This window comes from Roseovarius carneus, from assembly GCF_020141465.1.
Taxonomy (GTDB): Bacteria; Pseudomonadota; Alphaproteobacteria; order Rhodobacterales; family Rhodobacteraceae; genus Roseovarius; species Roseovarius carneus.
Genome location: NZ_JAHSPD010000001.1, coordinates 2,360,681 through 2,379,756 on the forward strand (window position 1 = coordinate 2,360,681; position 19,076 = coordinate 2,379,756).

Sequence of the window (19,076 nt, forward strand, 5' to 3'; positions counted from 1 at the left end):
ACGCCTCAGAACCGCGACAGGACGACACCGCCCAGCACGAGAGCCGCAGCCATTAGGCGTTGTGGGCTGATATCGGTCTGCGCGAGGCCAAATGCGCCCATCTGGTCGATCACCAGCGCCGCGATCATCTGTCCAAGGATTACCACCATCGCGGTGGTCAGCACGCCAAGGATCGGCACTGCCCAGAGGGACGAGAACACGAAGACCGCGCCCATGAGGCCACCAATCAGAAGCGTTGCGGGCACTTTGCCCACTTTGGTCAGGCTCGCCCCGTCGCCAATCGCCAAAGTCAGGATCAACAGGGCCACAAGCCCCACGGCGAAAGACACTGTAGCCGCCCCCATCGCGCTGCCGATGCCGCGCCCGAGGGCTGCATTGATCGGCGACTGGACGCTGACCAAAGCCCCTGCCACAATCAAAATTACGGTCGCAATGAGGACCTGAGTGTTCAAGGGGTTACTCGGGCGTGCCGCAGGCGCCGACAAGCGCCTCATATTGCGCCGTGATCCAGCCAAGCGCCTGCTCGGGGTTGCTGTTCTCAATCTGTCCGGTCATTTGGGCAAAGACGCGCGCCGAGCGGCTGTCGTCGATCATTGGCACGGTTTGCGCGGTGGCCACGGTATCATAGACGAAATAGGCGATGGTTACCAAAAGGATGCCGCGCGCCACGCCGAATACGAAGCCCAACCCTTGGTCGATCCCGCCCAGGGCCGAGCGTTGTACGAGCGACGAGAACAGCGGTGTGATCAGCGAGGAAATGATCAGTGCGATGGCAAAGACGGCGGCAAAGGCACCGATCATGCTCAACTCGCAACTGTCGGAGATAAACTCGCCCACGACAGGGATTTCCTTGACCAGCGGCTCCATCTGCGGCGCGAAGAGGAAGGCGAGAATACCGGCCACGACCCAGCCCGCAATCGCCAGCGCCTCGCGCACGAAACCGCGCGAATAGGCCAAAAGCGCCGAGAGAACGATGACCGCCGCCACGACCCCGTCGATAATGGTGAAGCCTTCCATGGATCGTTCCGCCTTGTCCCTCGGGGCGCATATCTGCGCCTGAATTACTGAGTGGCGCTAACCTGCGCCGAAAATGTCACCTACGAACCCGGTCAGATCTCCTGCGCGGGTCAGGCTGAGTCCGGTCTTCTCTCCCAGCTTACCGCCTTCGGGAAGGATTGCTGCGGTAAAACCAAGTTTTCGGGCTTCTTTCAACCTGTTTTCCGTCTGGGGCGCGGGGCGCAATGCACCAGAGAGGCTGATTTCGCCGAAAACTACCGTATCGGCGGGCAGAGCGGCGTCTTCACGCGCGCTCAGAAGGGCGGCGGCCACGGCGAGATCGGCGGCAGGCTCGGATATCTTCAGGCCGCCTGCCACGTTCAGATAGACATCAAGCCCGGCAAACGGGATGCCGCAACGCGATTCGAGCACGGCAAGGATCATCGCCAGCCGCGCGCCGTCCCAGCCCACCACAGCGCGGCGCGCTTGGGAATGGGGCGAGGGGGCGACGAGGGCTTGAAGCTCCACCAGCACGGGCCGGGTGCCCTCAATGCCTGCGAAGACGGCCGATCCGGGCGAGGGCTTGCCACGCTCGCTGAGGAACAAGGCCGACGGATTGAGCACCTCGGCCAGCCCGCCGCCGGTCATCTCGAAGACGCCAATCTCATCGGCGGGGCCAAAGCGGTTTTTCACCGCGCGCAGGATGCGGAACTGGTGCCCGCGCTCGCCCTCGAAATAGAGCACGGTGTCGACCATATGCTCCACCACGCGGGGGCCAGCGATCTGGCCATCCTTGGTGACATGGCCCACGAGGACGACGCTCACCCCCTTGCGCTTGGCAAAGCTGGTCAACTCATGGGCGGCGGCGCGCACCTGAGAGACGCTGCCCGGTGCGCTGCCCACGGTATCGAGCCACATGGTCTGAATGGAATCGATGATCACCAGATCGGGCGCCTCAGCCTCAATCGTGGTGAGAATATCGCGCAGGTTGGTCTCGGCGGCGAGCTTCACTGGCGCGTCCTTCAATCCCAGACGCGCGGCGCGCATCCGGACTTGGGCGCTGGCCTCTTCGCCCGAGACATAGATGGTTTTGAGGCCCTTATGGGCAAAGGCGGCGGCGGCTTGCAACAAAAGTGTGGATTTCCCAATGCCGGGATCACCGCCCACAAGAATGGCCGAAGCCGGCACAAGGCCACCGCCCAGAACGCGGTCCAATTCGGCCAGTCCCGATTGACTGCGCGGAGGCGGGGCCTCGGTCGAGCTGAGATCGCTGAGCACCATGCGCGCGCCGCGCGCGGCGCCAAGCGATGTGGTGCTGGCGGGGCCTTTCGAGAGGCCCGTATCCTCGACGATGCAGTTCCACTCGCCGCAAGCGTCACAGCGCCCGGACCATTTCGTGTGGGACGCACCGCAAGCGGTGCAGGTGTGAGGGGTTTGCGTCTTTGCCATGAGAAGCGTGATGCCCGCAAAGGGCGGTGGCGTCAAACCCTGTCGGGCAGGGGCCGCGCGCTGAGATGGGAGATGGCGAGCGAGGCGAGGATGCAGCCGGTGAAGAGATAAAGCCCCCATGCCGTCTCAACCGTGGCCAGCCCCACGCCTTTGACGATCACGATATAGAGAGCGATGAGAAACACATCCGCCATGGCCAGCTTACCCAAGAGGTGCAGGGTGGGCAGGGCGCGGGGCGCGAGGAGGCCGAAGTGGAGCAGCGCCAGCAGGGCCGTCTTGGCATAGGGCGCGAAGAGGGCGAGGAAGGTAACGAGAATGGCCAGCGGGATGTCGGTGCCCCAAAGCGACTGGAGGCCGGAGACGATGGAAATCTCGCTGAGACCAAAGAGCGGCAAAAGCCCCGCGCGCAGCATCGGTGCAAACCACGCGATGGGGAAGAGGATGAGGAGGCTTAGGTTGGCGATGCGCAGGGCAAGCAGCATATGCGGACATTTCGGGTTGTGGGCATGGGGGCTCAGAATGCGAAGGCGGCAAAGAGGAGCCACGCGCAGAGGGCCCATAAGGCCGCGCTGATCATGGTGAGGGTCGTGGCCCCGGAACGCAGCCAGAGCGCGCGGGCGAGGCACGCCGTGATGATGAGCACTCCAGCGGCAGAGCTCAACGTGATGAGCCGCGCAAATATCTCGCCGCCCAATGTGGCCAGACAGACCGAGAAGAGCAGGACGAGAAGCACCGTGAGACCTGGCAACACCGCCAGCACCCTGCCCGTGCGCGGAGCGACGCCGTGTCGGAGGATTTGCAGCCCTGCGACAGTGGTCAGCGCGGCGGCGGCAGCGGGCAGGGTGATGAGGCCGATTGAGAGGATATCCATCTCAGCGCACCGCCTCGATCGGCCCTTCGGCGCGGCCGTGGATGAACTGATCGAGGTAGGGATCGCCTGACGCGTCCATATCGGCCACGGGGCCGGTCCATTGGATCACGCCATCATGCAGCATCGCGATATTGTCGGCGATGGCGCGGACCGAGGACATATCATGGGTGATGGTCATTGCGGTCGCGCCCATTTCGGTCACGATCTCGCGGATGAGGTCGTTGATCACGCCGGACATGATCGGATCGAGGCCGGTTGTCGGTTCATCGAAGAAGATGATCTCGGGTTCGGCGGCGATGGCGCGGGCGAGGCCCACGCGCTTTTGCATACCGCCCGAAAGCTCTGCCGGGAAGAGATCGGCCACATCGGGGGTAAGCCCCACACGGCGCAGCTTCTCAATAGCAATCGCGCGCGCCTCGGCCTGCGGGCGCTTGAGCGAGCCGCGCATCAGGCGAAACGCCACGTTTTGCCACACGGGCAGCGAATCAAAGAGCGCACCGCCCTGAAAGAGCATCCCGAAGCGCGCAAGGAAGCTGTCGCGCTCGGCCTTGCTCACATCTTCGCCGTCCAACGTGATCGTACCGCTATCGGGCCGCACGAGCCCAAGAACTGATTTGAGGCAGACCGATTTGCCTGTGCCAGAGCCACCGATGATGACCATAGACGTGCCTTTAGGGATGAAGAGATTGACCCCTTGCAGCACTTTCTTTGGCCCGAAGGCTTTGTGGACGTCTTGCAGATCAATCATTGCGGTGTGCCTTTATGAGGCGTGGTGGGGGCGCTGCCCCAGCGTCGAAAATTCTTTGAATTTTCAACGCTCCCCCGGGATATTTGGGGCAAGAAGAGGATGGGCGGCGGATCTCGGTCATATCGTGAAGAAGATGCTGGTGAGGATGAAGTTTGCCGCGAGGATCAGGATCGCTGCGGCCTCGACCGCGTCCTTGGTGGCGCGGCCCACGCCTGCGGCCCCGCGTGAGGTGTTCATGCCGTAGTAGCAGCCCATCAGCGTGGCGATGAAGCCGAAGACCGCGCCCTTGGCCAGCGACGACCAGATATCGCGGGCTTCGATGAAATTCACTGTGTTGTTGAGATAGGTCGACGGGTTGAACCCGAGGCTTTGCGTGCCGACGATATAGCCGCCGAAGATGCCGATGATATCGCCCACGGCCACCAGGGCTGGCACCATGATGAGCCCTGCGAGGACGCGCGGCACGGTCAGGTACTTCATCGGGTGTGTAGAGAGGGTGACGAGGGCGTCGATCTGCTCGGTCACTTTCATCGTGGCGATCTCGGCGGCGATGGACGAGGTGACGCGCGCAGCGATCATCAGGCCGACGAGGACGGGGCCAAGTTCGCGCACCATGCCGATGGCCACAATCTGGGGCACGACCGCCTCGGCGTTGAATCGCGCGCCGCCCGAATAGATTTGCAAGGCCAGCGCGCCGCCGGTGAAAAGGGCTGTGAGCCCTACCACTGGAAGGCTAAAATACCCAACACTCATAAGGGCATGGCCGATTTCTTTAAGGTAGATCGGCGGGCGCATCATATGGCCAATCGTCTGACCCGCAAAAATCGAGATACGGCCCAAGGCGCCGAGCCCGGCCAGCACAGGGCGGCCAATGGCGGCCAAAAGGGTGCTGAGCCAGCTCATCCGCCAATATACCGGCGGGTGTAGCGCGCGCCCAATGAGGTGAGTATCTCGTAGCCGATCGTGCCTGCGGCCACGGCCAGATCATCAATGCCTTGATGGGGCCCCAAAAGCTCAACCGTTTTGGGATCAAAGCCAGCATCGGTGATATCGACGCTCATAAGATCCATGGAGATGCGCCCCGCCAGCGGGCAGCGCGTATTCTCGACCCAGACCGAGGCGTTGGGGCCCATGGCACGCAAGATCCCGTCGGCATACCCAGCGCTCAGCGTGGCGATACGGCTGGGGCGGGGCGCCGTCCATGTGTTGCTGTAGCCGACCGTCTCACCGGGGGCCACATCGCGGCATTGGATCACCGGGATTTCAAGCGATGCGACAGGGCTGGCGTTTGCGAAGGGCGCGCCGCCATAAAGGCCGATACCGGGGCGTGTGAGGTCGAAATGATAGGCCTGATCCAGCAAAATCCCGCCCGTATTGGCAAGGCTTAGCGGGCAATCAATACCCTCCGTCATTTCCAGAAATGTATTGAGCTGCGCGGGGTTCATCGCGTGATCGCGGTCCTCTGCGCAGGCCAGATGGCTGAGGATCAGTTGCGGCCCCTGCGCCAGGGCAATTTCGCGGATGGCAATCCATTCGGACGTCTCCATCCCAAGCCGGTTCATACCCGTATCAAGCTGAAGCGCGAAGGGCTGACCGGGTAGGGTCTCCGCATGGCGGATCATCTGATCAAGAGAGTTGATAACCGGCACGAGGTCCAGATCGCCGATCATATCCGCATCGCCGGGCATGTGGCCCGAGAGGATGTAGATCACCGGACCGCGCCCCAAAGCATGACGCAGGGCAGCACCTTCCTCGGCCACGGCCACGAAAAATGTGCGCGCACCGCTGCGTGCCAAGGCCCGGCCTACGCGGTCCGCGCCGAGACCGTAAGCATCGGCCTTGACCACGGCTGCGGCCTCGCCCGCGCTGGCGGCATCCAGGGCCTGCCAATTCGCAGTGAGGGCGCCCAGATCTATGGTGAGGGTTGCGGTGCTCATGGGGCTCGTTTTGACAGGGTGGCGCGGGGGGTCAAGGGCAAAGCTTGGATGCTGCGTGCGGCCCTCGCGCGTTTCAGAATTCCTGCTCTTCGACTTGCGCGCCTTGCTGCCAAGGCTGCACGAGGTTTCCAAAGCGGGTAAAACGGCCCTCGAAGCTCAGCTCGATCGTGCCGATGGGGCCGTGACGCTGCTTGCCGATAATGACCTCGGCCTTGCCATGAAGACGCTCCATGCGCTCTTGCCATGCCGCGATCTCGTCAAGTTTTTCGTCCGAGGGTTTTTCACGCTCGGCATAATACTCCTCGCGGAACACGAACATGACCACATCGGCGTCTTGCTCAATGGAGCCTGATTCGCGCAAATCTGAAAGCTGCGGTCGTTTGTCCTCGCGGTTTTCCACTTGGCGGCTGAGTTGGCTCAGCGCGATCACGGGGATATCCAGCTCCTTGGCGATGGCCTTGAGGCCCATGGTGATCTCTGAAATCTCGTTGACCCGGTTCTCGGACCGGCCCGTGCCGCGCACCAGCTGGAGATAGTCCACGATCAAAACATCCAAGCCATGAGTTCGCTTGAGACGGCGGGCGCGGGCGGCCAATTGGCTGATTGGCAGGGCAGGCGTGTCGTCGATATAGAGTGGGCAGGATTCGAGCTGCTTGGCGGCATCCACAAAGCGGCGAAACTCGCCCTCGGTCAGGTCGCCGCGGCGGATCTGCTCGGACGGGACCTCAGACGCCTCGGAGAGCACGCGGGCGGCAAGCTGCTCAGCGCTCATCTCCAGCGAATAAAAGCCCACGACGCCGCCCTCGACGGAGCCTTCTGTCCCATCGGGCAGCGTGCCACGGCGGTAGGATTTGGCGATGTTGAAGGCAAGGTTTGTGGCCAGTGAGGTCTTGCCCATGGAAGGACGCCCTGCGAGGATCAGAAGGTCGGATTTGTGCAGCCCGCCGAGTTTTTTATCCATGTCAATCAGGCCGGTAGACACACCGGCCAGACCGCCTTCGCGCTGATAGGCGGCGTTGGCCACATTAACAGCATCAGTTACGGCTTTGAGAAAGCTTTGAAATCCGCTGTCGGTTTGGCCTTGTTCGCTGAGGCGGTAGAGTTGCTGCTCGGCCTCGACGATCTGGTCCTTAGGCTCGCTCTCGACATCCATGCGCGCGGCCTTACCGGCGATATCCTGACCAAGGCTGATCAACTCGCGCCGGATGGCCAGATCATAGATCATCTGTGCGTAATCGCGCACGGCATAGGTGCTGATCGCGGAGCCTGCGAGGTTCACAAGATAGGCGGGGCCGCCCAACTCCTTGAGACCTTCATCCTCCTCCAGAAACGCCTTGAGTGTAACGGGGGAGGCAAGGTTGTTCTTGGCAATGCGCGCGGAGGCGACCTCATAGATGCGGGCATGGACGGGATCGTAGAAATGCTGCGCGCCGATGATGGAGGCAACACGGTCGTAGATATCATTATTGGTCAGGATCGCACCCAGAAGCTGCTGCTCGGCCTCGATCGAGTGAGGCATTGTGTCCGCGTTCTGGATCTCGGCTGTGGCCGATTGGCCCGTGGCGTTGAAAGTTGCGATCTCGTTCATGTCTAATTCCCATCGGCTTCTTACCATTCGTCTTATGCGGAGCGGAGGGCGCGGTCCAATTGTATAAGGCTGTGGATGGGCTGTGGAAAAGAGACTTTGGAATATCTTGTGGTACAGGCCACCCCGCACTAGGCAGTGTAGACCGACATCAGTCACGCTGTCTACGTTGCGGCATGAAAGGAAACGGGCGCGAAAAATTTCGCATGCGAGAACCCATAGCGCCGTTGCGTCAATATCTGCGAATCAATGCTCGGCGCGGGTCTCTTGCCAAGCGCGCGGGGCTTTGAGAAAAGCCTCGACCTCGGTCAGCGTCTCTGACGTGAACGCGTCTTGCCTGCGGGCCTCGGCCAGAACGTCCCACCATGTGCAAAGATGGTGGAGCGTCACGCCGTGATCACCCAGCGTTTTGAGCGTGTCGGGGAAGATGCCGTAATAGAAGATCACGGCTGTGTGGTCGCAGGTGGCACCGGTTTCGCGGATGGCGTCAACAAAGCTGATCTTCGAGCCGCCATCGGTGGTCAGATCCTCGACCAGCAGAACCCGCTGGCCCTCGCTCATTTCGCCCTCGATGCGCGCGCCACGCCCGTAGCCTTTGGGCTTTTTGCGTACATAAGTCATTGGCAGGGCCATCCGCTCTGCCACGAGAGCCGAAAAAGGGATACCCGCCGTCTCGCCACCCGCGATATTGTCGAACGCCTCAAGCCCTGCGTTGCGCATCACTGTGATCGTCAAAAAATCCATCAAGGTCGAGCGGATGCGCGGGTAACTGATGAGTTTCCGGCAGTCGATATAGGTCGGGCTGGGCAAGCCGGAGGCGAGGATGAAGGGCTTGTCTGCGTTGAAATGCACGGCGCCGATTTCCAGCAGCATCCGTGCGGTGAGGCGGGCAATCTCGTCTTGGGCGGGGTAGGCGCTGGGGATCATCTTGGGGGCTCCTTGGGGCGGCGGGTCTAAAAGAGATTTCTGCCTTCGGCGAGGATATTTTAAGCAAGAAGAGGATTAGGCCACGCGCCAATCAAGCGCGAAGCCGGGATCGAAGACCGTGACAGGGCCCTCTTCGGTGTGGATGTGCTGGGGGATATCGGGCGTGCCGCGCGTCAAGATGATGTGGCTCTCATTGGGCGGCAGACGGTAATAGGCGGGGCCGTGCAGGGAGGTGAAACCTTCGAGCCTGTCCAGCGCGCCTGCGCCCTCGAACACATGGGCAAGGATGGGCAGCGTGTTGGGGGCGGTGAAGCAGCCCGCGCAGCCGCAAGGCTGAAGCTTTGCGGGGTCGGTGTGCGGCGCGCTGTCGGTGCCCAGGAAAAAGCGCGCGTCGCCGGATGTGGCGGCTTGGACGAGGGCCACGCGGTGCTCTTCGCGTTTGGCCACGGGCAGGCAGTAGTAATGCGGGCGGATACCACCGGCGAGGATGTGGTTGCGATTGATCACTAGGTGATGCGTTGTAATTGTGGCCGCAAGATTTTCAGGCGCGCTGCGGACATAATCGGCGGCGGTTGAGGTGGTGATATGTTCCATGATCACGCGCAGGCCGGGCGTGCGGTTGCGCAGTGGATCGAGAATGCGGTCGATGAACACCGCCTCGCGGTCGAATATGTCGATATCGCCGTCTGTTACCTCCCCATGCACGCAGAGCGGCAGGCCAATTTCTGCCATCCTATCCAGCACAGGCTGCACGCGGGCAAAATCTGTCACGCCGCTGGCGGAGTTGGTCGTGGCTCCTGCGGGGTAGAGCTTGACCGCTTGGATGAGGCCTGAGGCATGGGCGCGCGCGACATCCTCAGGGTCGGTCTCCTCGGTCAGGTAGAGGGTCATCAGCGGCTGAAACACGCTGCCTTCGGGACGCGCCGCGAGGATTCGGGCGCGGTAGGCGGTGGCCTCGGCCATGGTGACCACGGGGGGCACGAGGTTTGGCATGATGATGGCGCGGGCGAAATGCGCCGCCGTCCATGGCAACACAGCGTGCAGCATTGCCCCGTCGCGCAGGTGCAGGTGCCAATCATCGGGCGTGCGGATGGTGAGGCTCTGGGGGGCGTGATTTGTTATTGGATTTGTCATGGGAAGGGGCATACCCGAAAACCCATGGGGCGCGCCAGAGGGGAGTGTCTGGCTATGTGTCGCTTATGTGTCCTCGGCCTGAAATCCGGGCGGGAGCGCTTTGCCCTCATCGGCCAGAGCCTTGCCGGCCGCTGCCATCGCGCGCTTGAAGCGCGGGCCGCGCCGCTGCTCCAGCACTTTGCGGGCCAGCAGAATAGTGAGGTAATGACGCCCATCTGCGGTGGTCTTGCGCAGCAGGTTGAACTGATACCCCGGATCGGTGCGCCGGGCGCGTGCAAGCTTGGCCAGTGCGTGCAGCGACAGTTTGCCTGCGCTGACCTGTGCCAGAATGCGCAGCAATATCTGCATCCGCATCAGGCTTTCGTCCATTCGCTCCCCGATGAAGCGCATCCGGAATTTGGTCACATTGGGCCGGGTGAAGAGGGCTGCGTGCATTGCGTCCATCGCGATCTCGGGATCATAGAGCACAAAGGCCTGTTCTGCCGCGTCCAGCATGTCGGGCGCGTATCCATAGCGGTCATCAAACGCGGTGCGGCGCATCTTGGTGAAGCGCGTGTCCCATTCTGCGACGCGCGGATCAAGGCTGGCTTGCGGGGCGAGGGCCACGACACGCGCGCCGGGCGAGGCGACGGAGAAGGCCGCCGCCGCATAGCCGCAAGGGCCTGCTCCGTAGAAAATCACCTGATCGAATTCCTCAAAGAACCCGTCATCCACAAGCCGGTCGAAATAGGCATAGACCGCCCGGTCGCGAAACCATGTGTCGCCATCCGCCACGATGCAAAGGCTCGACCATCCCAGCGCCTTGGTCATTTCCCAGCCCAAGGGCTGCGCATCTTCCGAGAGCGCCGCAATCCCGGCATGGGTCTCAAAAGTGACCAGCAGAGTGGGCTTGTTTTCGACAAAAATCGCAGTGTGACGCGCGCCCAGAGGCTCGACATAGCCGTCCTCATCGGTGACCTCAGCAACTTTTTCGAGCCATTCCTCGCGCGTCTTCAGCCCGGATAAAGGCATATCAAACGTATTGGGCGCGTCTTGCATGGCACTGATCCTCAAACTGCTCTGGCTCTTCGGGGGCGCATTTTGCGCCACGATTTTGTCGCCCAATTGCCGAAGGGAGTAGAACGCCTTTGTGGCAAAAATTAGGAAAACCCAAGGGGTTTGCTGGACAGTGCGCCGCGCGCCGCTAATGATAGAGGGGTGCAATTCAGGAGGACCACAATGCAAACCCCAGACAGTATCGACGGCGTTGAAACCCTTCTGGAGGATCAGCGCTATGTTTGCGGGCGCGGCTTGTCGACGGCGATGTTTCTTGCCCTGCGCCTTGGGCGGCCCTTGTTTCTGGAGGGCGAGGCAGGTGTCGGCAAAACAGAGATCGCCAAGGCCATTTCCAAAGGGTTGGGGCGCAAACTCATCCGGCTGCAATGCTATGAAGGGCTTGATGCCTCCTCTGCGGTTTATGAGTGGAACTTCGCAGCGCAAATGATCGCCCTGCGCGCGGCAGAGGCCGGCGGGGCGACCGACGGCCTCAAGGATCAGCTTTTCGCGGAGGAATTCCTGATCGAGCGGCCCCTTTTGCAAGCGATGCGGCCCCACGAGGGCGGCGCCCCCGTCCTGCTGATTGATGAGCTTGACCGCACCGACGCGCCGTTCGAGGCGTTCCTGCTCGAAGCGCTCAGCGACTTCCAGGTCACCATCCCCGAGATCGGCGCAATCATCGCCCCTGAGCCGCCCATCGTGATCCTCACCTCCAACCGCACGCGAGAGGTGCATGACGCCCTCAAACGACGCTGCCTGTATCATTGGGTCGATTACCCCGATTTCACCCGCGAGCTTGAGATCCTCACCGCCCAAGCCCCTGAAGTTTCCGCCCAGCTCAGCCGCGAGGTGGTGGCCTTCGTCCAGCAATTGCGCACCGAGGATCTGTTCAAAAAACCCGGCGTGGCGGAAACCATCGACTGGGCTAAATGCTTGCTGGCGCTTGATGTGGTCACACTCTCGCCCGAGGTGATTGCAGATACGCTCGGAGCCGTGCTGAAATACCAAGACGATATCTCCAAACTCCAAGGCTCCGAGGCGAAGCGCATTCTGGAAGAGGCCAAGGCGGCGTTGGAGCCTGCATGATGCTTTTTCTTGGTCCAAATACCCAAATTCCACCCGTGGCCACACGGGCGCGGGCGGTGTTTGAGCCATGACCGAATATCCGCCCCTCGATCTGCCCGACGATCCCAAACTGGCGCAGAACGTCACTCATTTCATGCGCGCGCTGCGCAAGGCGGGGCTGCCCATTGGGCCGGGTGCCGTGATAGATGCAGTGCGGGCGGTGGCCGAGACGGGGTTTACGTCGCGCACCGATTTTTACTGGGCGCTTCATGCGCTTTGCGTGCGCCGGCCTGAGCATCGCGCGGTCTTTGCGCAGGTGTTCCGGCTTTATTGGCGCGACCCGAGGTTCATGGAGCATATGATGTCGCTGCTGCTGCCCGCTGTGCGCGGGGTACAGGAAGACCGCAGCGCGCAGGCGGCGGAGAAGCGTGCGGCGGAGGCCTTGCTTGACGGGGCCGAGCCCGACATGCCCAACCTGCATGAGGATGAGAATGAAGAGACACTCATTGAGATCGACGCCTCTGCCACCATGTCGGGCGAAGAGCGTCTGCGGAGCCTCGATTTCGAGCAGATGAGCACGGGCGAAATGGCGGAGGCCAAGCGCATGCTGGCAAAGCTCAGCCTCCCGGTGAAGCCTCTGCCTTCGCGCCGCTATGGCGCCAGCCCCTCGGGCGCGCGGATCGACGCGCGCCGCACCATGGCACAGGCGTTGCGGCGCGGCGGTGAGATCACGCAGCTTTCGCGCGCCACGCCGCGCCCACGCTGGCCCAACCTAGTGGTGATCTGCGATATTTCCGGCTCCATGAGCACGTATAGCCGCATGGTGCTGCATTTTCTGCATGCGGTGGCCAATCATAAGGGTGCGGGGTGGGCGCAGGTGCATGCGTTCACCTTTGGCACACGGCTTACGAATATCACCCGCCATTTGCGCACCCGCGATGTGGATGCCGCACTGGCAGCGGCGGGGCGCGAGGCGCAGGATTGGGAGGGGGGCACGCGGATCGGGTCCTGCCTTCACGCGTTCAACCGCGACTGGTCGCGCCGGGTGCTGGGGCAGGGGGCTGTCGTGCTTTTGATTACCGATGGTCTGGACCGAGACGCGCCTGAACAGTTGAGCGCTGAGATGCAGCGCCTGTCGCTCACCGCGCGGCGGCTGATCTGGCTCAACCCTTTGCTCAGGTGGGAGGGGTTCGCGCCCCGCGCCAGCGGCATCGCCGCGATGTTGCCCCATGTGCACAGCTTTCGGGCGGGTCATTCCATCGCCTCGCTGGAAGAGCTCGCCGCCGTCATTTCCAGCCCCGATGATGCGGGCGAGAAGGCGCGGCTGATGGCGCAGCTTGGTCCCGTTAGTGGACAAGACGGGTGGAGGGACGCCGAAAGAGGAGCGGAGCGATGAGCGGGTTTGATGATATCGTGGAGACGGCTCTGGCATGGCACCGCGCGGGCGAGGGCGCGGCGCTGGCCACGGTCGTGCAGACATGGGGCAGCGCGCCGCGCCGAGTGGGCAGCCAGCTTGCCATTTCGGGCAGCGGACAGATGGCGGGCTCCGTCTCCGGCGGCTGCGTCGAGGGGGCCGTGGTCGTGGAGGCGATGGAGGCTATCGAGAGCGGCGCGGCGCGGATGCTGGAATATGGCGTGTCGGACGGTGATGCGTTTGCTGTGGGGCTGGCCTGCGGCGGCACGATCCGGGTGCTGGTGGAGCCTGTGGGAAGCGTGCTTCCCGAGGTGCTTCTGGAGGGTCTCTGCGCGCGGCGCGCGGCGCGCGAGGCCTGTATTTACGTGACCAAGCTGGGGGGTGCGCCACGACTTAACGCGGGCGATCCTGCGCGGCTGCGCGCTGATCGTTCGGGCTTTGATGAGGACGGCGAGACGTTTCACTGCGTCTTCAACCCGCCTTTGCGCCTTATCATCGTGGGGGCCGTGCATATCGCGCAGGCCCTTGTGCCGATGGCGCGGGTTGTGGGCTATGATCCGGTGTTGATTGATCCGCGCGCTGGGTTTGCCGCGCCTGAACGGTTCGCGGGCGAGAAAATCCTTGAGGATTGGCCCGATGAGGCGGTGGCCGCCCTTGGCCTTGATGCGCGCACGGCGCTGGTCCTTCTGACCCATGACCCCAAGCTTGATGATCCCGCACTTCTCGCGGCTCTGGCCTCTGACGTATTCTATATCGGCGCTTTGGGGTCCAAGCGGACCCATGCCAAGCGGGTGGAGCGGATGGAGGCGGCGGGCATCAGCGCCGCAGATATCGCGCGCATCCATGGCCCAATCGGTCTGAATATAGGTGCAGCGGGACCGTCCGAGATCGCGCTCAGCATTCTGGCCGAGATGACACAGCGCCTGAGGAAGCCCGCGTGAAATTCGGCCCCGTGCCTTTGTCGCAGGCCGAGGGCGCTATTCTTGCGCATTCCCTGCACGCGGGCGGGCGACGGATTCGCAAGGGCGCGGTACTCGATGTGGCCGCTCTAGAAGCGCTTGGGGCGGCGGGGCACGCAAGCGTGGTCGTGGCCCGGATGGAGCCCGGCGATCTGCATGAGGATGCGGCGGCGGAAGCTCTGGCCACCGCGCTCGCATCGGGTCCGGGGATCAGCCTCAGCACGGCCTTTACGGGTCGTGTGAACCTCATCGCGGAGGGGCCGGGTGTGGTGCAACTGGACGCGGCCGCGATTGATGCGGCCAATATGGTGCATCCGATGATCACCGTGGCAACCGTGCCGCAGATGCAACAAATGGCGCTTAAGGGGCTAATCGCGACGGTGAAAATCATCGCCTACGGCGTGCCCGGCGAGGCCGTCGCCCGCGCCGCAGAGGCCGCGCGCGGGGCCGTGCGCATGGCCGCGCCAAAGATGCAAACCGCCAGCCTGATCATCACCGACATTCCCGGCGGGCCGGGTTCCAAAGGCGAGGCTGCCATCCGGGGCCGTGTGGAGGCGCTTGGTCTCAGCCTCAAAGAGACCGCTCTTGTGCCGCATGAGGAGGGCGCGCTCAGCGCCGCGCTCAACGCAGCCACGGGCGAGGTGATCTTGATCCTCACCGCCTCGGCCACGTCGGATGTGATGGATACCGGGCCTGCGGCCCTTACCCTCGCGGGCGGGCGGGTTGAGCGGTTTGGGATGCCCGTCGATCCGGGCAACCTTCTCTTTCTCGGCCATCTGGGCGCGCAGGCGGTGATCGGCCTTCCGGGCTGCGCACGGGCCCCGGCGCTCAACGGGGCCGATTGGGTTCTGGCACGGGCCGTCTGCGGGATAGAAGTCACAGGCGCGGACATCGCGGGCATGGGGGTTGGCGGGCTTTTGAAGGAAATACCCACCCGCCCCATGCCCCGGCGCGGGCGGTCTGGGGTAGCGTAAGGGCAGCATAGGGGCGGCGTAGGACCGCCAAAACCTGAAATTGGTCAAAGAAACCATCTTCTCAAACGCCACACTCCGTGCTTAACTTGTCCTCAACAAAAAACAAAACAGGGAGGAGCCTTATGTCACAGGTCACAATGACCGTGAATGGCAAGACCGCGTCCGGCGAAATTGAAGGCCGGACGTTGCTTGTGGAATTTATCCGAGAAACGCTTGAGTTGACCGGCACGCATGTCGGCTGCGACACCAGCCAATGCGGGGCCTGTGTGGTGCATGTAGACGGCCGCGCCGTCAAATCCTGCACCATGTTCGCCGCCGAAGCCGAAGGCGCAGAGATTGTCACCATCGAAGGGATGGCCGCACCCGACGGCACGCTCAACACGTTGCAACAGGCGTTTCAGGATCATCACGGCCTGCAATGCGGCTTTTGCACCCCCGGCATGGTAATGAGTGCAGCCGCGCTCCTCAAGGATAACCCAAAGCCCAGCGAGGCCGAGGTGCGCGACTACCTTGAGGGCAATATTTGCCGCTGCACCGGGTATCACAACATCGTGAAGGCGATCCTTGCCGCATCGGGGCAGGATATCAGCGCAATCGCCGCTGAATAAGGATTTCGCCGCGCCCTATGGTGGGAGCGGCGCGAGGCACGCGGGTATTGTCCCGGCGGCCCAGCAATTTGGAGGATTACTATGCCCAAAGATGGTGGCATCGGCGCCAGCCCGAAGCGGCGCGAGGATATCCGGTTCCTGACCGGGACCGGCAATTACACAGACGACATCAACCTGCGTGGACAGGCCTATGTGCATTTCCTGCGCTCGGATATGGCCCATGGGCGGATCAAATCGATTGATACATCCGCCGCCGAGGCGATGCCGGGGGTTGTGAAGATCTATACTGGCAAGGATTTCGAGACAGCGGGGTCCATCCCCTGCGGCTGGCAGGTCACCGACCGCTTTGGCGAGGTGATGAAAGAGCCGCGCCATCCGGTGCTCTGCGAAGGCAAGGTGCGCCATGTGGGCGATCCGATCTGCGCCATTGTGGCCGACAGCCGCGAGCAGGCGCGCGACGCCGCCGAGGCAATCGAGCTGGATATCGAAGAGCTTCCAGCCGTTGTGGACATGAAGAAGGCCTTGGAGGCTGGCAGCCCCAAGGTGCATGACGATCTCGACGACAACCTGTGCTTCGACTGGGGTTTTGTTGAGGAAAACAAGGAGGCCGTGGACGCCGCAATCAAGTCAGCCGCCCATGTCACCACAGTTGAGCTGATCAACAACCGCCTTGTGCCCAACGCGATGGAACCACGCGTGGCTGTGGGGGATTACAACCGCGCGGGTGGCGACAGCACGCTCTATACCACAAGCCAAAACCCGCATGTGATCCGCCTTTTGATGGGGGCCTTCGTTCTGGGCATTCCTGAGCACAAGCTGCGCGTTGTGGCCCCGGATGTTGGCGGCGGTTTCGGCTCCAAGATCTATCACTACGCCGAGGAAGCGTTCGTCACTTTTGCGGCCAAGGACCTGAACCGTCCCGTGAAATGGACCTGCACCCGGTCTGAGGCATTCCTGTCGGATGCCCAAGCGCGCGATCACGTGACCAAGATCGAATTGGCGCTTGATGCGGACAACAACTTCACCGCCGTGCGTACCTCGACCCATGCCAATATGGGCGCGTATCTGAGCACCTTTGCGCCGTCCATTCCGACATGGCTGCATGGCACATTGATGGCGGGCAACTATAAGACGCCGCTGGTTTATGTGAACGTGAAGGCGGTGTTTACCAACACGATTCCCGTCGATGCCTATCGTGGCGCGGGCCGTCCCGAGGCGACATATCAGTTGGAGCGCGTGATCGATCAGGCCGCGCGCGAATTGAAAGTTGATCCCATCGCGCTGCGCCGTCAGAACTTCATCGACGAGTTCCCGTATCAGACGCCTGTGGCTGTTGAATATGACAGTGGCGATTTTCACCGTCTGATCGACAAGCTGGAAGCGCGCGCCGATTTCGCCGGCTTTGAGGCCCGGCGTGCCGAGAGCAAGAAGAACGGCAAGCTGCGCGGGATGGGCGTCAACTGCTTCATCGAGGCTTGCGGGATTGCGCCGTCGAACCTTGTGGGACAACTTGGCGCGCGCGCAGGGCTTTACGAGAGCGCCACTGTACGGGTGAACGCAACGGGCGGAATCACCGTGATGACCGGCTCGCATTCTCACGGCCAAGGGCATGAGACGGTGTTTCCGCAGGTGGTGGCGGATATGCTTGGCATTGACGCGTCAATGATCGAGATCGAGCATGGCGACACGGCCAACACGCCGATGGGTATGGGCACATATGGCTCCCGCTCCATCGCTGTGGGCGGCAGCGCCATGGTGCGCGCAACCGAGAAGATCATCGCCAAGACCAAGAAGATCGCGGCACATTTGCTTGAGGCCGCAGAGGCCGATATTGAGCTGAAGGATGGTCAGTTTACCGTGGCCGGCACCGACAAGTCGGTCGCCTGGGGCGATGTGACATTGGCCGCTTACGTGCCGCATAACTATCCGCTGGAAGAGGTGGAACCGGGGCTGGAGGAGACGGCGTTTTATGACCCGAACAACTTCACCTATCCGGCGGGCGCCTATGCCTGTGAGGTCGAAGTGGACCCCGATACCGGCAAGGTGACCATCGCGAAGTTCACCACGGCGGATGATTTCGGCAATATCGTCAATCCCATGATCGTGGACGGGCAGGTGCATGGCGGGCTCACCCAAGGGATCGGGCAGGCCTTGCTGGAAAACTGTGTCTATGATGAGGACGGGCAGCTTCTGAGCGCGTCCTACATGGATTACGCGATGCCACGCGCCGATGATGTGCCGTTTTTCTCGATTGATCACTCAAACGGGACGCCCTGCACGCACAATCCTCTGGGTGTGAAAGGTTGCGGCGAGGCGGGGGCCATCGGCTCAACCCCCACGGTGATCAACGCGGTTGTCGATGCGTTGCAATCGGGGGGCTTCAACGTGGATCACGTCGATATGCCCGTGACCCCGCTGCGTGTCTGGGAGGCGATGCAAGGCTGATTATTTGGCCGAACTGCCGATTGATAGAACCGGGGGCCAGCCTACAGATGGGTAAAACCGGGGGCCAGCCCCCGGGAATGCCCCCGGAGTATTTTAACAAAGAAGAAGGGCAAAGGGCGTAGCCCGGCCTTGGGAGGAATGACAATGTACGCATTCGAGATAGAACGGCCCGCCACGATCGCAGATGCGGTGAAGGCCATGGGCGCGGACGAGGCGCAGGCGCTTGGTGGGGGGCAAACCCTGATCCCGACGCTGAAACAGCGTTTGGCGGCCCCCGGTGTTTTGGTGGCGCTCAGCGGTGTGGGCGAGATGCGCGGCATTTGCGTTGATGATCGTGGGCAGCTTTGTATTGGCGGCTCGACCATTCATGCAGATGTGGCGGCCGATAAGACATATCCGGCACTTTCTGCTTTGGCAGGTCATATCGGTGACCCGGCGGTGCGCAACCGTGGCACGATCGGCGGAAGCCTTGCGAATAACGATCCTTCGGCCTGTTATCCTGCGGCGGCGCTGGCATCGGGCGCGATCATTGTCACGAATAAGCGCGAGATTGGGGCGGATGATTACTTTCTTGGAATGTTCGAGACCGCCCTTGATGAGGGGGAGATCATCACCGAGGTGAAGTTTCAGGTGCCCGAGCGAGCCGCCTATATGAAATTCGAGCAGCCCGCGTCGCGCTTTGCGCTGGTTGGGGTGTTCGTCGCGAAATATGCGGATGGTGTGCGTGTGGCCGTCACGGGCGCGTCGGAGGCCGGTGTGTTCCGCTGGTCCGAAGCCGAGGCGGCTTTGTCGGCCAATTTCGCCGCATCGGCGCTGGAGGGGCTGAGCCTGTCGGGGGATGGAATGATCGGTGATCTGCATGGCACGGGGGCCTATCGTGCGCATCTGGTCGCTGTGATGACCAAGCGGTCGGTTGCCGCTGCTTAAGC

Annotated in this window: 19 protein-coding genes; 7 read left to right on the forward strand and 12 right to left on the reverse strand. The window is 62.4% G+C overall.

All coding sequences use genetic code 11. The features are described from left to right. Window positions 1–5 precede the first annotated feature (5 nt). The 12 genes from KUD11_RS11755 to KUD11_RS11810 form a co-directional block, all read right to left on the reverse strand. The gene (locus KUD11_RS11755) at window positions 6–452 is read right to left on the reverse strand and encodes a DMT family transporter (protein ID WP_224380219.1); all 447 of its coding nucleotides are present in this window, start codon (window positions 450–452) and stop codon (window positions 6–8) included. Between the two features lie 4 nt (window positions 453–456). Beyond that, window positions 457–1,017 (reverse strand): CvpA family protein, encoded by a 561-nt coding sequence (locus KUD11_RS11760; RefSeq protein ID WP_109384539.1) that lies wholly within the window; start codon window positions 1,015–1,017, stop codon window positions 457–459. Between the two features lie 57 nt (window positions 1,018–1,074). Continuing rightward, on the reverse strand, window positions 1,075–2,445 hold the full coding sequence (gene radA / locus KUD11_RS11765) for a DNA repair protein RadA (RefSeq protein ID WP_109384538.1): 1,371 nt from the start codon (window positions 2,443–2,445) through the stop codon (window positions 1,075–1,077). Between the two features lie 32 nt (window positions 2,446–2,477). Further along, on the reverse strand, window positions 2,478–2,927 hold the full coding sequence (locus KUD11_RS11770; RefSeq protein WP_109384537.1) for a paraquat-inducible protein A: 450 nt from the start codon (window positions 2,925–2,927) through the stop codon (window positions 2,478–2,480). A gap of 32 nt (window positions 2,928–2,959) precedes the next feature. Next, window positions 2,960–3,316 (reverse strand): hypothetical protein, encoded by a 357-nt coding sequence (locus tag KUD11_RS11775; RefSeq protein WP_109384536.1) that lies wholly within the window; start codon window positions 3,314–3,316, stop codon window positions 2,960–2,962. A gap of 1 nt (window position 3,317) precedes the next feature. Then, window positions 3,318–4,064 carry an ABC transporter ATP-binding protein gene (locus KUD11_RS11780; protein ID WP_109384535.1) on the reverse strand — a complete coding sequence of 249 codons (747 nt, stop codon included), beginning with the start codon at window positions 4,062–4,064 and terminating at the stop codon, window positions 3,318–3,320. Window positions 4,065–4,181: 117 nt separating this feature from the next. Continuing rightward, the gene (locus KUD11_RS11785) at window positions 4,182–4,967 is read right to left on the reverse strand and encodes an MlaE family ABC transporter permease (protein ID WP_109384534.1); all 786 of its coding nucleotides are present in this window, start codon (window positions 4,965–4,967) and stop codon (window positions 4,182–4,184) included. After that, the gene (alr, locus tag KUD11_RS11790; protein ID WP_109384533.1) at window positions 4,964–6,001 is read right to left on the reverse strand and encodes an alanine racemase; all 1,038 of its coding nucleotides are present in this window, start codon (window positions 5,999–6,001) and stop codon (window positions 4,964–4,966) included. The genes KUD11_RS11785 and alr overlap by 4 nt, the downstream gene beginning before the upstream one ends. A gap of 73 nt (window positions 6,002–6,074) precedes the next feature. Next, the gene (locus KUD11_RS11795; RefSeq protein ID WP_109384532.1) at window positions 6,075–7,589 is read right to left on the reverse strand and encodes a replicative DNA helicase; all 1,515 of its coding nucleotides are present in this window, start codon (window positions 7,587–7,589) and stop codon (window positions 6,075–6,077) included. Between the two features lie 243 nt (window positions 7,590–7,832). Next, on the reverse strand, window positions 7,833–8,513 hold the full coding sequence (locus tag KUD11_RS11800) for an orotate phosphoribosyltransferase (protein WP_109384531.1): 681 nt from the start codon (window positions 8,511–8,513) through the stop codon (window positions 7,833–7,835). 75 nt (window positions 8,514–8,588) lie between these two features. Then, window positions 8,589–9,647: a dihydroorotase gene (pyrC, locus tag KUD11_RS11805; protein WP_109384530.1), complete on the reverse strand. Its 1,059-nt coding sequence runs from the start codon at window positions 9,645–9,647 to the stop codon at window positions 8,589–8,591. Between the two features lie 63 nt (window positions 9,648–9,710). Next, window positions 9,711–10,685, reverse strand: coding sequence for a phosphoadenosine phosphosulfate reductase (locus KUD11_RS11810; protein ID WP_109387887.1), 975 nt, complete (start codon window positions 10,683–10,685; stop codon window positions 9,711–9,713). Between the two features lie 180 nt (window positions 10,686–10,865). Here KUD11_RS11810 and KUD11_RS11815 point away from each other — a divergent pair, with 180 nt between their 5' ends. The 7 genes from KUD11_RS11815 to KUD11_RS11845 all read left to right on the forward strand — a co-directional run bounded on the left by KUD11_RS11815 (window position 10,866) and on the right by KUD11_RS11845 (window position 19,074). Further along, window positions 10,866–11,768: an AAA family ATPase gene (locus KUD11_RS11815; RefSeq protein ID WP_109384529.1), complete on the forward strand. Its 903-nt coding sequence runs from the start codon at window positions 10,866–10,868 to the stop codon at window positions 11,766–11,768. Window positions 11,769–11,835: 67 nt separating this feature from the next. After that, on the forward strand, window positions 11,836–13,143 hold the full coding sequence (locus KUD11_RS11820; RefSeq protein ID WP_109384528.1) for a vWA domain-containing protein: 1,308 nt from the start codon (window positions 11,836–11,838) through the stop codon (window positions 13,141–13,143). Continuing rightward, window positions 13,140–14,102 (forward strand): XdhC family protein, encoded by a 963-nt coding sequence (locus KUD11_RS11825; protein ID WP_109384527.1) that lies wholly within the window; start codon window positions 13,140–13,142, stop codon window positions 14,100–14,102. Before KUD11_RS11820 ends, KUD11_RS11825 begins: the two co-directional genes overlap by 4 nt. Next, window positions 14,099–15,094 carry a molybdopterin-binding protein gene (locus tag KUD11_RS11830; protein WP_109384526.1) on the forward strand — a complete coding sequence of 332 codons (996 nt, stop codon included), beginning with the start codon at window positions 14,099–14,101 and terminating at the stop codon, window positions 15,092–15,094. Before KUD11_RS11825 ends, KUD11_RS11830 begins: the two co-directional genes overlap by 4 nt. Before the next feature lie 122 nt (window positions 15,095–15,216). After that, complete coding sequence (locus KUD11_RS11835; RefSeq protein ID WP_109384525.1) at window positions 15,217–15,702, forward strand: (2Fe-2S)-binding protein; 486 nt, start codon at window positions 15,217–15,219, stop codon at window positions 15,700–15,702. Between the two features lie 81 nt (window positions 15,703–15,783). After that, window positions 15,784–18,147, forward strand: coding sequence for a xanthine dehydrogenase family protein molybdopterin-binding subunit (locus tag KUD11_RS11840; RefSeq protein WP_109384524.1), 2,364 nt, complete (start codon window positions 15,784–15,786; stop codon window positions 18,145–18,147). A gap of 144 nt (window positions 18,148–18,291) precedes the next feature. Next, window positions 18,292–19,074, forward strand: coding sequence for an FAD binding domain-containing protein (locus tag KUD11_RS11845; protein WP_109384523.1), 783 nt, complete (start codon window positions 18,292–18,294; stop codon window positions 19,072–19,074). The last annotated feature ends 2 nt before the right edge of the window (window positions 19,075–19,076 follow it).